The sequence below is a fragment of the Arthrobacter sp. efr-133-R2A-120 genome, assembly GCF_030209835.1.
GTDB lineage: Bacteria > Actinomycetota > Actinomycetes > Actinomycetales > Micrococcaceae > Arthrobacter.
The window spans coordinates 75919-90994 of the sequence record NZ_JARVRF010000024.1; the positions used below are offsets into that span (position 1 = coordinate 75919).

Genomic DNA, 15076 nt, shown 5'->3' on the forward strand with positions numbered 1-15076 from the left:
ACGACGGGCACGACTGCCCGGCATCCAGTCCTGATGTGACACAGGTTACTCCTCGGAAGGGGCGAGTGCCCTAGCCTGGCTTGAGTTCGTACCCCGCATCCTCGTGGTCCGCTTCAACCGTGGGTTCGTGGTGGATCCGGGCCTCCATGGTGCTCAATCTTCCGCCGCCGCCGCCCCAGTGCAAGGCAATGATTTCGGCGGCGATGGAGACGGCCGTTTCCTCCGGGGTGCGGGATCCCAGGTCCAGGCCGATCGGGCTGGAGAGCTTCGCCAATTCGGCCTCGCCCAGGCCTGCTTCGCGCAGCCGTTCCAATCGGTCGTGGTGCGTGCGCCGGGATCCCATCGCCCCCACATAGGCCACGTTGTGGCGCAGTGCCAACTCCAGCAGCGGCACGTCGAATTTCGGATCATGCGTCAGCACGCAGATCACGGTGCGTTCATCCACTTGGCCGGCACTGATCTGCGCCTGCAGGTAGCGGTGCGGCCATTCCACCACTACCTCGTCGGCTTGCGGGAACCGCGCAGCGGTAGCGAAAACCGCGCGTGCATCGCAGACCGTGACCCGGTAGCCGAGGAAGGTGCCTTGCTTTGCGACCGCGGCGGCGAAGTCGATCGCGCCGAACACCAGCATCCGCGGCTGAGGGGCGAAACTGAGGGCGAAAACGCGCATGCCTTCGCCGCGCCGCTGCCCGTCCGGTCCGTACATGAGGGTCGTGTTGCGGCCTGCGGCCAGCAGGCCCTGGACGTCGTCGGATACCGCATGGTCGGCACGCTCGCTGCCGAGGGAACCCACGAACCCCTCCGGGCGGACCACCAGGTGGCGGCCCAGCCACGCGGGATCGGGGTGTTCGATCACGGTGACGATGGCAACCGGACGGCCTGCACCGACGTCGTCCGCTACCTGGGCCAGTTCCGGGAAGTTCTCAGTGGAGACCGGCTCCACGAAAATGTCCAGGATCCCGCCGCAGGTGAGGCCGACCTCGAACGCGGCGTCGTCACTGATCCCGTAGCGCTGCAGCACCGGTTTGCCGGACTCGACCACCTTGGTGGCCAGTTCGTAGAGCGCTCCTTCGACGCACCCGCCGGATACCGAGCCCACCGCACTGCCGTCGGCGTCGACCATCATGGCGGCGCCGGCCGGCCGCGGTGCGGAGCGGAAGGTGCGCACCACCGTGCCGAGTCCTACTGTGTGGCCGGCCGCCATGGCAGCAACCAGATCGTCCAAGACCTCACGCATTGGCAACCACGTCCAACAACTCCTCGAAACTCTGCATTGAGTGCCCCCCTATAAAGAAGTCAACGTGCGGCAGCACTGCCCTGATTCCCCGTTGCAGGGGCTCGTACCCCGCTTTGCCGCGGTGCGGGTTGGACCAAATGATCCGCCTCGCCAGATGGTGCAGCCGCTCGGCCTGGCGTCCCAGCAGCGCGGGGTCGCCCCGCTCCCAGCCGTCGCTGGCAATCACGACGACGGCGCCGCGCACCATCACGCGCTGGCCCCAGCGGTCGTTGAAAGCCTGCAGCACCTCTCCAAGCCGGGTTCCGCCGGACCAGTCGGGGACTGTGCGGCCGGCGAGGGCCAAGGCATTTTCGGGATCAGGGACACGAAGCGCACTTGTCACGCGGGTCAGACGGGTGCCGATCGTGAACACCTCCACCTGGCGCGGAGCAGCTTCCACTACCCGGTGGGCCAAACGAAGCAGGCTGTCCGCGTAAGGTGCCATCGAACCTGAAACGTCGATCAACCAGACCATCCGGCGGGTTTTGCGCGGGGCCCGGGCGCGGCGAAGGGGCCCCGGTTCCCCGCCGCGGCGCAACTGGTCGCGCAGGGTCCGGACGCGGTCCACGTCGCCGTGCCGGTCGAGGTGCCTGCGCCGGGTCTGCCGGGTGGGCAAGCGCACCGGCAACTCCTCGAACATCCGGTGCAGCAGCGCGCGTTCCGCGTCGTCCAGGACGGCTACGTCGCGGTGCCGCAGCAGCTCCCGGCGGCTGGCGAGCGCCCGCAACTGTTCCCGCCTACCTTCCGGCCCGCCGTCGTCGTCATCCAAAGTGGCAGCGCTGACTGACGTCGCGGAGTTTTCCAGGCGTTGGGCGGCGGAGTGTTCCACGGCAAACCAGGCCTCAAACGTCCGCTGGAAGGCGGGCAAGTCCTCGGGCGAGGCGCATAGCGTCGCGCGGCCGGCCCAGAACACGTCCGAACGGCGGTCCAACTTGAGCCTGCCGACGGCGTCGACGAAGCTGAGCGAGCGGTCCGCGGTCACTTTCACGCCGGCCGCACGCACGGCTGCGGCGAAGGCAAGGAGGATCTCTTCGGCGCTGTGGCCGGTGCTCTGGCCTGCCGCGGGGCCGGCCGGGGGGCCGTGTTCTGCCGTTGGCATGGGCTCAGCCGAGCATCCGGGCCAGGGCCGCCGAGACCCGCTCGGTGTCCTCGCGGTACTTGCACAACGCGCCGATGCTGGCCGCGGCCGAGGCAAGGTCCAGCTCCGCCCTGCCGAGCTGGTGCAGGGCACGCGCCCAGTCCAGGGTCTCGGCGACGCCGGGAGGCTTCAGTACGTCGTCGGTGACCCGGATCTGTTGGACCGCGCGAACCACTTGCTCGGCCAGGAGCGCAGGTACTTGGGGGAGTCGGGTGCGCACGATTTCCACTTCGCGGGCCAGCCCGGGGTGGTCGATCCAGTGGTAGAGGCAGCGGCGTTTGAGTGCATCGTGCAGATCGCGGGTCCGGTTGGAGGTGAGCACCACGATCGGCGGAGTGTCGGCCTTGACCGTGCCGAACTCGGGGATGGAGACCTGGTAGGTGGAGAGCACTTCCAGCAGGAACGCCTCGAACTCGTCGTCGGCCCGGTCGATTTCGTCGATCAGCAGCACGGCCGGGCTTTGCTGTAGCGCCTTGAGGATAGGGCGGGCTAAGAGGAACCGTTTGTCATAGAGCGAGCTTTCCAGCTCGGCCACGCTCAGCCGCGCGCTCATTCCCGAGCCGCCGCTGGCCTCCACGCTGCGCAGATGCAGGATCTGGGCGGTGAAGTCCCAGTCATACAGCGCCTGCGAGGCGTCGATTCCCTCATAGCACTGCAATCGGATCAGCGGCAGCCCGAACCCTTGCGCGAGGGCCTCGGCCAGGGAGGTTTTGCCGGTGCCCGGTTCGCCTTCCAGCAGCAGCGGCCGTTCCATGCTCAGGGCGAGGTAACCGACGGTGGCCAGGCCGTCGTCGGCGAGGTAGCCTGTGGCGGCCAGCATTTCGGCCAGCGCTGTGGCGGAGCTGATCGACGTCTGCGTCATGGCACCAGCATAGGGTCACCGGCTGGGATGCGGTCCGGCTCGGCTATCCGCCGATGTACGACATCTCGATCTTGTGTGCCGCAGCGGGATCCTTGGGTGTGTGTGAACTGCGCAGTTCCGAGTAGCGGTCCGTGCGGCCGCCCCACAGGGCGGACAACGCCGTCGAAAGTTCGACGTCGGACGCTCCGCCTCTCAGGAGTGCCCTCAGGTCCGTGCCGGCCGTGGCAAAGAGGCACGTGAACAGCTTCCCGTCGGCCGAGAGCCGGGCCCGGGTGCAGCCGCGGCAAAAGGCTTGGGTCACGCTCGAAATGACTCCGATTTCGCCGCTTCCGTCCGCGTAGCGCCAGCGATCCGAGGTCTCGCCGGGGTAGTTGGGGGCTACGGGCTCCAGAGGGAACACGGCGCCAATGCGGGCCAGGATCTCGACTGAGGGCATCACTTCATCCATTTTCCAGCCGTTGGATGCTCCCACGTCCATGTACTCGATAAACCGCAGAATGAACCCGGATCCCTTGAAATGCCTGGCCATGGGAAGAATGTCCTGGTCGTTGGTCCCCCGCTTGACCACCATGTTGATCTTCACCGGCCCAAGTCCCGCGGCCTGGGCAACGTCCGCGGCGTGCAGGACCTTCGCCACGGGATAGCCGACGTCGTTCATGGCCTGGAAGGTCTCCTCCCGGAGGGAGTCCAGCGAGACCGTCACCCGGTCAAGCCCCGCATCCTTGAGCGCTTGCGCCTTCTGCGCCAGGACCGAGCCGTTCGTGGTCATGGCCAGGTCCGGCGCCAGCCCGTCGGGAGTGCGCAACCGGGCCAGCATCCGGACCAGCTCCTCGATGTCCTTCCGCAACAGGGGTTCCCCGCCGGTCAGCCGGATCTTCCGCACACCGTGTCCAACCGCGATCGACGCCAGCCGAGTGATTTCCTCAAACGTCAGCAGCTGGTCCCGGGGCATGAAAACGAAATCCCTGCCGAAGATCTCCTTGGGCATGCAGTAGACGCAGCGGAAATTGCATCGGTCCGTGACGGAGATCCGCAGGTCCCGCAAGGGCCGGTGGAAGGTGTCGGTGATGGAATTGGCGTCCATGCAGCGCCCTCTCAATGCGGTAGTAGTGCCAACCGCTTGTGCCTCTCCCAGAGTATGCCCGGTCCCGAGCGCCCACAATGGACCGCGGTCGGGCGAACGGCGGCGGAGCCGGACTCAGCCGATGGGCTCTGCCATCTTCTCCACAACATACTGGGCGTCCACCGACGTGCCGGTCACCGGATCGGTCATTTCCACCTTCCAGCTGCGGGCAAACTGGTCGACCCCCTGTTTCATTGCCACTGTGCCTGAAATGAGGACGGTGCCCGGCTGGTTCAGGCCGCGTTCTGCGAGCACCGCCAGCCAGTAGTCCGGGCTGAGGAGCGCCTCCAGCGAACTGTCCTGGATCAGGGTGTCCGGAGTTTCGCCGTCACCCACCCAGCCCTTGAGGGTGATCTTGTCCAAATGGTCGCGAACATCATCCAGGCGCCATGCTTTGCGTCCCAACACGTCCGGGCTGGCGTTCTTGCTCCAAGCCACGCCGTGGACTTCGAGTTCGCGATCCGTATGGTCGCACGCCACGGTCAAGAGCACGTCCTCGTCGGTGATTACGAGCGCCCATTCGGCTTCGCCCGAGGTCCGGCCGTGCTGGACGCGGACTTCCGAGACCTGTTGGGCCAGGTACGGGGACACCGGGTACAGCGCTGGCGTGGTTGCCGGGCCGGGAACGCCAAGTTCGGCCAGCTCGGCGATGTGGGCCTGCACTTCTTCCTGTTCGCGCCCTGCGTAGCCGGCGTTCAGGAGGTGCTTGACCTGGACATTCCGCTTGGTGCCATCGGGAAGTTCAAAGCTCAGAGTCGTCATTTTCTGTCCATCCTTTGCGTGTCCTGCTGGAGAAATTTTTCAAATCGGAAACCGGAAACAGTCGCCAATGTACATCCAGTATGCGTAATGTATACATTTAACGCCAGTGTGGCAGGCGTCACCGTAAACTTCTCGTGGAGGAAACCCATGGCCAACGTTCCAGTTCCGGCTTCCGGCGCAGCGCCGCGTCCCGGAAAGCCGATGCATCCCAAAGGCCTGTACAAGGCCTTTGCGGCAAGCCTCACCGGCACCGCGCTCGAGTGGTACGACTTTGCCGTCTACTCCGCCGCGGCCGCCGTCGTATTCCCCATCGTCTTTTTCCCGTCATCGGATCCCTTGACCGGGACCATCCTGGCGTTCTCCACCTACGCGGTGGGCTATGTCTCCCGTCCTGTGGGCGGCATCATTTTCGGCCGGCTCGGTGACCGCATCGGCCGCAAGAAAGTCCTCGTGACGACGCTGATGATCATCGGCGTCGCCACTGTGCTGATCGGGGTACTGCCTGGCTACGGCAGTATCGGCATCTCGGCTCCGATCATCCTGGTGTTGCTGCGCTTCGCCCAAGGCGTGGGCGTCGGCGGCGAATGGGGCGGGGCAGTGCTGCTCTCCAGCGAATACGGCGATCCCCATCGGCGTGGCTTCTGGGCCTCCGCGGCCCAAGTCGGACCGCCGGCCGGCAACCTCATGGCCAACGGCATCTTGGCCGTCCTGACCGTTACGCTCAGCGAAGCGCAGTTCATCAGCTTCGGCTGGCGCATCGCCTTCCTGGTCTCGGCCGTGCTGGTGGGCTTCGGTCTCTGGATTCGGCTGAAGCTTGAAGATACCCCGATTTTCAAGGCCATTGAGGCCCATGGTGAACAGCCCAACGCCCCTGTCCGCGAAGTTTTCAGCAAGGAACTCCGGCCGCTCGTCGCTGCCACGCTGTGCCGGGTTGGCCCGGACGTGCTGTATGCCCTGTTTACCGTCTTCACCCTGAGCTACGGCATCCAGGTCCTCGGCTACGACCGCAGCCAGGTCCTCACCGCCGTGTTGATCGGCTCCGCGTTCCAGCTGTTCATGATCCCTCTGGCCGGTGCCGTATCCGATCGCTTCAACCGGCGCCTCGTCTACAGCATCGCGGCAGTGGTGGGAGCCGCCTGGACTTTCGTCTTCTTCGGAATCCTGGGCGGGCACAGCGAGCCGCTGCTGATCGCGGGAATTGTCCTGGGACTCATGGCGCACTCCTTCATGTACGGACCTCAAGCCGCCTTCATCGTGGAACAGTTCTCTCCGCGGCTTCGGTCCACCGGGAGTTCGCTGGCCTACACCTTCGCCGGCGTGATCGGGGGCGCCATCGCACCCTTGATGTTCACGCTGCTGCTGTCCCAGTTCGGCACCTGGATTCCGGTTGCCATCTATGTGGCCGTGGCCGCCGTCGTCACCGCAGTGGGGTTGGCGCTCGGACGGGACTCCAACACCGTGGAGGACGAGGACTATCGCCTGCTGCTGGAAGGTTCTGCGGCGGCAAGCCGACAGTCCACCGTCGCGGAAACGCGCTGACTCTCACGTCATGCCTTCGAAAATCCTGACAAGCTGCGCTGGGCGGGCAGAAGATTCCTCAGGTGCGGAGCAGGATGTCCCGGGTCACCGCGAGGTGATGGTCGATCGCCTTCTGGGCCTTCGCCGCGTCGCCGGACATCAGGGCGTCGAGAATGTCCTGGTGCTCGGCGCACACCTGCTCGCGCCGGCCTCCGGTACGGAACAGCGCGGAGACGCCTACCAGAATCTGCCGGACGTGGAGCTTGCTGTACGTCCGGGAGATGAGCTCGTTGCCCGCCGCGTCGATGAGCTGCTGGTGGAACAGGGTGTCCAGGCGGATAAACTCGCGGGCCGCTTCCGGGCTCAGTTCCTCGGGAAGCTTCGCCTGCTGGTCAAGGGTTTCCTGCATCGTCCGGGCGGGAACCCGGCCTTGCTCGATGACCAGCTGGGCGGCGTGGCTTTCAAGGATCCCGCGCAGTTCCATCAATTCGGACATTTCCCGGCCGGTCACCGGAGGAACATAAGCTCCGCGTTGGGGAATCAGTTCCACCAAGCCGTCCGAAACGAGCAGCAGGAGCGCCTCACGCACCGGCGTACGCGATACGCCGATTTCCGCGGCCAGTTCCTGCTCGTTCAGGAACTTCCCCTGGACCTCGGGGTCGATCAGGATATTTTCACGCAGGTACGCGTACGCCTTCTCGCGGCCGGACGCCGCAGTCCCCGAACTTTTTCGCATACATCATGTATACAACAATCTGGAGTAAATTCATGCGTTTAGCCGTGGCACAAATCATCACGGGAGCCGATCTGGCCGCCAACCTGGAACTGATCCGAGAATACGCCACCCGCGCCAAAGCCGCCGGAGCCGAACTCGTGGTCTTTCCCGAAGCAGCCATGCGCGCCTTCGGCAACAGCCTGGCCGACATCGCCGAACCGTTGGACGGACCATGGGCCGAAGCGGTCCGCGGCCTTGCGCGGGAGCTGGGCATCGCCATCGTGGTGGGAATGTTCACTCCCGGCGAGGGCGGTCGGGTCCGGAACACGCTTTTGGTCACAGGCCCCGGGGTGGACACGTCCTACGACAAGATCCACCTCTTCGACGCCTTCGGCTTCGCGGAATCCGATTCGGTCGACGCCGGGACCTCAACGGTAACCTTCAAACTCAACGGCACCCTGTTTGGCCTTTCCACCTGCTACGACGTGCGCTTTCCCGCCCTCTTCACAGCCAACGCCCGGGCGGGAGCGCAGGTCAACATCGTCTGCGCCTCGTGGGGCGCCGGCGAAGGCAAAGCCGAGCAGTGGGACTTGCTGGTGCGGGCCCGCGCAGTGGACAGCACCACCTTCGTGGTGGCGTGCGGCCAAGGCAACCCGGCCAGTGTCGGCCTGCCCACCACCGGCACCGCGCCCACGGGAATAGGGCGCAGTGCCGTGATCTCGCCACTGGGTGCCGTGATGGTGGCCCTCGGGGAAATGCCTGAACTCGCCGTCGTCGACATCGATCCGTCTGTTGTGGAAGAAGTCCGGGGCAAGCTTCCGGTCCTGGCGAATGCCCGGGATCTTTAGTCGCCGCCGTCGCCGTCTTCTTTGAGGGCCAGCCAGTAGGCCGAGCCGTCGGACGTTCGGCTCACGAAACCGGAGTCCACCAGGTACCGCCTGAGCATTGGCACGTCTCCAGTGAACCGGGCGATACGTTCGTTGAGCTCTCGTTCCGCCACCCGCTCACCGCTGTCCAGGACGCGTGTGGCCACCCAATCGAGAAGCTTGAGTCGGTCTGCTTCCCGCGCGGGATAGCGATCGATACGCCCGTCCGCGGTCAAGAAGCGCTCGACGCCGGACGGGCTGGGCGCGGACGAGAGGCTCGCCAGCGCGTCCCGGAAGGCATGCTCGCGGATGCGGTAGCGGACACTGCCTTCGGTCTCGACCGTTTCGACCAGCCCCGCCTGGTTCAGGAGCGTGAGCGCCCGTTCGAGTTTTGCCGGCGAGAGCGAGCTGCCCGGGGTTCCGCCAACGCTGATCTCAGCGAAGACTTTCCGGGCTTGCGCGTTTGCCAGCGCCGCGAGGAGGCGCCGCGCATCCGGCGTCGTCGATGAGTCGCTCCCCATGGGCCCAGCATAGGCACAAATGGGCGCCCCGTCCTGACCTTCTTTCGTTTCGGAAAGCGCTTACGACACGGCGAGTCGTGTCATTTCAGGGCTTTCGCGCGGCAAAGAAGGTCAGGACGGACAGGCCACGTTCGACTCAGGCGGCCGGGATGTCTTCGAAGATGACTTGGTCCAGCAGGACATGGCCCCAGCTTCCCGTGCCGTTATCGACCACCTGAAGCTGTGCGCTCTGACCAATCAGGTCGGAGACGTTCCACGACGTCCAGGCGAGGCGTTCGCTGTTCTGGCCCGTCGCGGTCCGGACCACTTGCCCGTTGACCACAAGATTCACCGTGGTCTGATTGTCCGGTTCACCGCCAACCGCGTTCGGCACGCTGCTGAACACGATCTGATCCACCATGATGTGGCCCCAGGATCCGCTTGCGTGGTCGATGACCTGGATTTGGGCCTTCTGCCCCACGAGCGTGTGGACGTCCCAGTTCACGTTCGACATCGTCGATGAGTTCTGGCCCGTTGCCGTCCGGACTACCTGCCCGTCGACGAGGAGGTTCACCGCCGCGGCGCCGGACTGGCCCCAGGGGTGGTTTCCTCCCGCGATGAGGAAATCGATGCAGTCCCGCGTGATCGTGAACGTCGGCGATGTGATCGCACCCGTGGCCCCATCACCTCCTCCGACGTACGTGTCGAGGACCTTGGAGCCGAGCTGGTTGGGGAGGGATTCCGCCGTCGGGCCTTGGCCGGCGTAACTGCCTGACGCCGTCCAGCCGGCACCCCACGTCGCGCCCTCGAAGTCGGCAAAGACGTCCGACGGCCGTGGGTTGTTCCCGCCTCCCATGAGGAAGTTGACGTACGAGTGGCCGATGGTGAACGACGGCGAGGTCAGCGTTCCGGTCGACGCGTCGCCGCCGTTGAAACTGTTGACGAGCTTGTTCCCGAGGTAGCCCGTGACGGGCTGTTGGTTGGGGAGAGCCCCGCTGGCGGGCCCGGAACCGAAGGCCGCTCCCGCCGTCGTCCATGAACCATATGTGCTGCCCTCGAAGTCCGCGTACGGCGCCGCGGGGTTCGCCTGTTCGGTGATGTTGGCGAATTCCGTGATCGAGAGGTTGGCGAAGTTTGCGCTGCCGCCGATCGTGTAGAGGGAGATCCCCGTGTCCGACGACGTGAAGAAGTCCTGGTTCGAGAGTGCGATCCGGCCGTCGTCGGCGAAGACCTCCACGCTGCCGTGGTCCACGAGGATCCGGAGGTGCACGCAGGTCGTGCCCGAGGCGAGCGGCGCCTGGGACTGCTGGTACGTGCCGAAGGAGTACGGCACTTGGTCCTGCGCGGAGCGATCGACGTAGAGGTTGCCCCCGTAGACGCCGATGTTCGTGTGCCGGCTGCCGTCCTTGTTCTCACCGACGGAAATACCGACGTTGTTGAGGGTGGTCCAGCTGACGTCCGCATCGAGCTCGTAGGCGGAGCCGTGGTAGTCGAGGGTTGTCCGTCCGTTGACCGTGGCGTTGGCGGGCTTCACGGTTTTAGTGGCGTAGTTGGCAAGATTCGGGGTCGGCTGGGACAGAAGGCTGTAGACACCGCTGCCCTCGGACTTGAGGCTGAGCTGGCGCACCACGGACATCTGGCCGTTGTAGTTGTCCGTGGAGTCAGTCGGCACGGTGTGCGGCGCGTAGTGCCAGTTGTTCATCCAGCCGATCGCGTAACGGGAGGTATCGGGATTCGCGGCGTCCGGCCAGGTCACCGAGGCGTACCAGTCCGAGCCCCAGTCGAGCCACTGCGGGTCCGCCTGGTCCGCGACGAACGCCGAGCCGTTCCACGTTCCGGTCCAGTACGCGTAGGTGTCCGGCTTGCCGCTATAGTCGCCCTGCATGCTCCCGGCCATGATCCAATGCCAGCTGCCGTCGTTGGCCTTCATTTGGAAGATGTCCGGGCACTCAACACCGCCGATGTTCGGGGTGGTGTAGCTGAAGTCAGTTTGGTGCGTCCAGGTCTTGAGGTCCGGCGAGGTGTAGAACGTGATTTTCTGCTGACGGCCGATCGCGGCTACCCAATTCGAGTGCGCCGCGTCCCAAACGATCTTCGGGTCGCGGAACCAGTCCGAGGCGTCCGGGTTGGCGATGACCGGCGCGCCGTACTGCGTGAAGGTTGTCCCGCCGTCGGTCGAGTACCAGAGGTATTGCGACTGCTGGAATGGGTCACCGTCGGTTGGCTGCGTGGCGAGCGCGACGACGGCGCCGGCTCCGAAGCCCGCGGTGTTGTTGGTGTCGACCACTGAGGAGCCGGTCCAGACGGGGAAATTGCTTTGGAGGGGGAGGGCGTCGCCTTGGTCGTTGAACACCACAGTGTCCGACGACGTCGCGTGTCGCCACCCGCCGGGGCCGTTGTCCTGGTTGCTGTGAAGGTAATACAGGTTGTACTTGCCGTTGAGATAGATGGGCCGCTGAGGGTCGCTCAGCCATCCTGACGGCGGGGTCATGTGGTACACGGCCCGCATTGGCGGTGCGGTCGCACTGCCGACGGCTCCTGCGCCGGGGATGTCCCCGGTAACTATGGTGGTCGTGAAAAACATCGTGAGTGCGGCGAAGAGGGCGAGCATGCTCGCCCTCTTCGACAGCCTCCTTGCTGAGCGGGCCATAAAATCTCCGGGTCTCGGTGAGGACTACTCGATCGCCGATAGCTCTGCATCGAGCCTCTGCACACGGCGTTGTTGAGCAGGCGGGGGAGCTTGTGGTGGAGCTAAGGATTTCTGATTAAACGCTTAATCACGGAAAGAGTAACTGGTGATGAGTTTGTGATCAAGCGTTTAAGCGGATTATTTTAGTTGGCCACACGGGCGGTGAGGCGGCTCATGAGGGCGCGCCGGATCCGCTGGGCTGGTTGTTCGACCGCCACGCAGCTCAGGAAACCGAGGGGCCAGGACGCCATGAGAGCGAGCGCAGCAAACCCGAGCACGGGAAAATGTGATGGCACGTGGGCTGCGGCGAGGAGCTGTTGGATCGGCCATCCGTAGATGTAGATCCCGTAGGAGATGTCGTAGCGGGACCCGATAGCGGACGCGCTGCCGATTGAACCGATCGACAGGATGAGATACGCAAACGGCAGTGGGGCGAGGGCTGTACCGTAGCCCGTGGCGAGGGCGCCCCAGACGGCGAGTGCGGCGAGAATGCCTGGCGCCGCACCGACGCGGACTCTGTGCCTCTGGGTGGCAAGGAGGGATCCCGCCATGAAGATCGCGAGCAACGGGAGGACGAACTCGGTGCGGTTCGGCCCGAAGCCGCCTGCGAGGAGCTTTCCGAAGACCGCTCCCGTGGATGCGGCAAAAAGCAGGAATATTGCAGTGGCCGCGCCTCGCCTGCTCTCCGGAATCCTACGGAGCAGGAACACGATCACGGCGATGATGACGTAGCAGAACCCCTCCCAGGTGAGAGTCCATAGGGGGCCGTTCCAGTCAAAGCGGTCGTTGTTGCCCCAGAGGGACGTCCCGATGGCGGGTGTGTCCATAACGCCGATGCTGAGTGCCAGGGCCGAGCCGAGGAAGGTCAACGCTCCGCGCGGGTCGTAGGTCCCGTGCGTCAGGAGGGCGCCAAGCGGTGCGGCCACGAAGGCAACAGCAAGCGCGGCGACCACGAGGGCCGGATAGATGCGGGTGAGTCGGGCCGCGGCGTACTCCAGCACTGTGGCCGAGCGTTCGGCGCTGACGGTAATGAGATAGCCGGAGATGGCGAAGAAGCCCATGACGCCTGCGGTGCCAAGCTTGATCCCGTAAAGCGAGGGTTCCGGGCCGTAGCCGCCTAGCCACCAGGAGTGGGAGACGATCACGGCTGCTGCGAAGACCAAGCGCACGGCGTTCAGCGAGTTTCGTCCGGAGCCCAGTGCGCGACCCAGGGTACGGGCACCGAGTATGGCCAGGCTTGGACGGTCCACGGCTGTCGTTGGGGTCTTCATGGGCGGGTCATTTCTTTTTTGGGCTCAGAGGCTGTTGGGCAACCTTCTTGAGTGTGACCTGGCTAACATTTCATCTGAATCTACACGAGTAGATCTGTAGGGGTCAAGCAACTTTACCTTCGTCCCGGTTCTCGTGCGAAACAATGAGTAGATGGGGGAACTGTCAAGGCTTTCGCTTAGGGGACGCCCATCCCGGACCTTTGGGCTGGGCGTGGTTTGTGCAGTCCTGACTCTAGGTGCGGCGTCGGGATGTGCATCACCTCAAGGCCAACCGCCTTGCTTGCCTCCAAAATTTTCCGTAAATCCCGAGGTCGCAAAGGTGGGTGACGAGCTAACCACCAGCGCCCCCGACGCCCAGTGCAATCCGCGCTACGGTGCCAATGCTCTTGTCGAACTCAAAGTTACGGACGCTGCTGGTATCAAACTCGTCGACAAGACGGCGCCAATGAGTGACAAGGGCGGCTTCACTTTCACGTTTGTCCTCCCGAAAGGTGCCGCCCCAGGAGAGGCAAAGGTAGTCGCCATGCCTCACAACATCGACTGGTGTGATGACACGGGACACAACAACCGCGTGAGCGGCAACGCCACTTTGCAGCGCGCTTCCTGTGCTGTCCCAGAGAAATCGTTCAACGTAACACCCTAGTCGCGCGCGACAGCCACCCTCAATCAGCCCGTCGATAGTGCAAGGCGACCGCGCCGTTGCTGAGCGGCTGCGCCGCGATCAGGTCGAGGCGTCGGGTGCTAGGCAGTCCGCCCTGGTACAGGGTAGGACCGTGGCCGGCAATCCTGGGATGAACAAGGAACTTGTACTCGTCAATCAGATTCAGTTGGTCCAGCCCTGTCGCAAGTTTGCCGCTGCCGACGAGCACCCCGCCGGGAGTCGCATCCTTGAGATCCTGCACCGCCGTGCGCAGGTCGCCGACGACGTGGTGGCTGTTGGTCCACGGGAAGTCGCTTCGCGTCGACGACACAACGTACTTCGGCTTGGCCTCCAGCTTGAGCGCCCACTCGCGCATCGCAGGCGGCGCGTCCTCGTCGCCGCGGGCGACCGCTGGCCAGTAGCTCTCCATCATCTCGTAGGTGGTGCGGCCCCAGAGCATTGCGCCCCCCTCGTCCATGAGGCGGGTGAAGTAGGCGTGCGTCTCGTCGTCGGCGATGCCTTCCTGGTGGTCAACGCAACCATCCAGGGTGACGTTGATGCTGAACGTTAGGAGACCCATACGATGATTCTAGGCCGCCCACTTAACGACGCCTCAACTATCACCGCCTTGCCACGGAGGGTATTCGCTGGACTAGTTAACGGGTAGCACGGCGGGCTCTCCTCTACTCAATTCCGTGCAAGGATGCGCAGGTCTTCATTCGAGTAGCGGAACCTCTAGTATTTTGTCCAGTCGAGCGCCTTAATCCTTGCTATGAACAAGGTGAACAGCTGGATCGAGTTACTCGGCGGCTGGTGTTTGGGGCGGCGTCCAAGGACGTCGGATACTCGGCACATGATCGGATCATGGGCGGCAAAAGCGATGCTTAGCTTCATCGTATTTGAGTGGGTCGTTCAGCTTGGGTGGAAAGGCAATGGAACCTACAGCTACGCATCGAACTACGTCAGCGACCTCGGCGCGGTACATTGCGACGACATCGGCAACCCTGCCCGCTACGTGTGTTCTCCGTCCTTCGCTGCGATGGATCTGGCTCTTATCTTCATCGGCGTGAACGTCGTCGTAGCGGCCTGTCTCATCACTTCACCGGTGCTCTGGATTGCAGCACATGCCGGCGACCTTGATGACGCGTACAAGGCGTTACGCCGGGACAAAACTGACGGCAAGATTCGAATGCAGCCCACCGGTTTTGCCAAAGCAACGACAACCATCATTCGTTGGTCGCTCGCCGTTACCGGGCTGGCTATTTTCGCAATCGGCGTCTTCCCCGAAGACTATCCAAATGCAGGCCACACTATTGGCATCCACGACCCCGCCGTCGTCATTCTGTCGTTGGGTATCTTCGTAACGCTCGTCTCGATCGGCGTGCTCTGGTTCAGGCGGACCGACGCAAGCCTTTGGTTTTTCGGACTGGCCATCGTCGCTGGCGTATCGGGATTGTTGATGCTGCTCACCGGCGGTAAAACCGAATTCTCAGGCATTTTTGAGCGTGGCGTCATCTACGCGTTCATTGCTGGCCTGGCCATCCTTGGCTTCATGGTCAGCTCCGCGGCCCATCATGAGCGCGTTGGCCACCTTCAGCCGCGACCAGCCACAAGGCCGCTATGGGGGCCTCGCCAGGCCGAGCGGCTTGTCGCACCGTTCAGGCGGCGTCACGCGACCGTACTCGAGATTTAGCAGTCGACCATGCTGCGGGAACC

General features: G+C 64.2%; 14 protein-coding genes. 4 read left to right on the forward strand and 10 right to left on the reverse strand.

Features of this window, described 5'->3' with window-relative positions; translation table 11 throughout:
• Window positions 1–70 precede the first annotated feature (70 nt).
• From QRN52_RS13020 to QRN52_RS13040, 5 genes are all read right to left on the reverse strand, one after another.
• A complete protein-coding gene (locus tag QRN52_RS13020) occupies window positions 71–1237 on the reverse strand; it encodes an XdhC family protein (protein ID WP_284753149.1) in 1167 nt (388 codons plus the stop codon).
• On the reverse strand, window positions 1230–2375 hold the full coding sequence (locus QRN52_RS13025; RefSeq protein WP_284753150.1) for a vWA domain-containing protein: 1146 nt from the start codon (window positions 2373–2375) through the stop codon (window positions 1230–1232). Before QRN52_RS13025 ends, QRN52_RS13020 begins: the two co-directional genes overlap by 8 nt.
• Before the next feature lie 4 nt (window positions 2376–2379).
• Window positions 2380–3276, reverse strand: coding sequence for an AAA family ATPase (locus tag QRN52_RS13030; protein ID WP_284753151.1), 897 nt, complete (start codon window positions 3274–3276; stop codon window positions 2380–2382).
• 43 nt (window positions 3277–3319) lie between these two features.
• Complete coding sequence (gene moaA / locus QRN52_RS13035; RefSeq protein ID WP_284753153.1) at window positions 3320–4360, reverse strand: GTP 3',8-cyclase MoaA; 1041 nt, start codon at window positions 4358–4360, stop codon at window positions 3320–3322.
• A gap of 114 nt (window positions 4361–4474) precedes the next feature.
• A complete protein-coding gene (locus QRN52_RS13040) occupies window positions 4475–5161 on the reverse strand; it encodes a DUF2848 domain-containing protein (protein ID WP_284753155.1) in 687 nt (228 codons plus the stop codon).
• 147 nt (window positions 5162–5308) lie between these two features.
• Between QRN52_RS13040 and QRN52_RS13045 the strand changes: the two genes are divergently transcribed.
• Window positions 5309–6700: an MFS transporter gene (locus QRN52_RS13045; protein ID WP_284753156.1), complete on the forward strand. Its 1392-nt coding sequence runs from the start codon at window positions 5309–5311 to the stop codon at window positions 6698–6700.
• Between the two features lie 58 nt (window positions 6701–6758).
• Here the strand turns inward: QRN52_RS13045 and QRN52_RS13050 are convergent, their stop codons facing one another.
• Complete coding sequence (locus QRN52_RS13050) at window positions 6759–7415, reverse strand: GntR family transcriptional regulator (protein WP_284753157.1); 657 nt, start codon at window positions 7413–7415, stop codon at window positions 6759–6761.
• 32 nt (window positions 7416–7447) lie between these two features.
• Between QRN52_RS13050 and QRN52_RS13055 the strand changes: the two genes are divergently transcribed.
• On the forward strand, window positions 7448–8242 hold the full coding sequence (locus QRN52_RS13055) for a carbon-nitrogen hydrolase family protein (protein ID WP_284753159.1): 795 nt from the start codon (window positions 7448–7450) through the stop codon (window positions 8240–8242).
• Here QRN52_RS13055 and QRN52_RS13060 read toward each other — a convergent pair.
• The 3 genes from QRN52_RS13060 to QRN52_RS13070 all read right to left on the reverse strand — a co-directional run bounded on the left by QRN52_RS13060 (window position 8239) and on the right by QRN52_RS13070 (window position 12720).
• On the reverse strand, window positions 8239–8781 hold the full coding sequence (locus tag QRN52_RS13060; RefSeq protein WP_284753160.1) for a DUF2087 domain-containing protein: 543 nt from the start codon (window positions 8779–8781) through the stop codon (window positions 8239–8241). The genes QRN52_RS13055 and QRN52_RS13060 overlap by 4 nt on opposite strands.
• 136 nt (window positions 8782–8917) lie before the next feature.
• Window positions 8918–11371 (reverse strand): glycoside hydrolase family 32 protein, encoded by a 2454-nt coding sequence (locus QRN52_RS13065; protein ID WP_284753161.1) that lies wholly within the window; start codon window positions 11369–11371, stop codon window positions 8918–8920.
• A 221-nt stretch (window positions 11372–11592) separates the two neighbouring features.
• Window positions 11593–12720, reverse strand: coding sequence for an acyltransferase family protein (locus QRN52_RS13070; protein ID WP_284753162.1), 1128 nt, complete (start codon window positions 12718–12720; stop codon window positions 11593–11595).
• Window positions 12721–13039: 319 nt separating this feature from the next.
• On the opposite strand from QRN52_RS13070, the gene QRN52_RS13075 reads away from it, so the two are divergent.
• Window positions 13040–13363, forward strand: a complete 324-nt coding sequence (locus tag QRN52_RS13075; RefSeq protein ID WP_284753163.1) for a hypothetical protein — start codon at window positions 13040–13042, stop codon at window positions 13361–13363.
• 19 nt (window positions 13364–13382) lie between these two features.
• Here QRN52_RS13075 and QRN52_RS13080 read toward each other — a convergent pair whose 3' ends face one another.
• The gene (locus QRN52_RS13080) at window positions 13383–13940 is read right to left on the reverse strand and encodes a dihydrofolate reductase family protein (protein ID WP_284753164.1); all 558 of its coding nucleotides are present in this window, start codon (window positions 13938–13940) and stop codon (window positions 13383–13385) included.
• Between the two features lie 273 nt (window positions 13941–14213).
• On the opposite strand from QRN52_RS13080, the gene QRN52_RS13085 reads away from it, so the two are divergent.
• A complete protein-coding gene (locus QRN52_RS13085; protein WP_284753165.1) occupies window positions 14214–15053 on the forward strand; it encodes a DUF998 domain-containing protein in 840 nt (279 codons plus the stop codon).
• Window positions 15054–15076 lie beyond the last annotated feature (23 nt).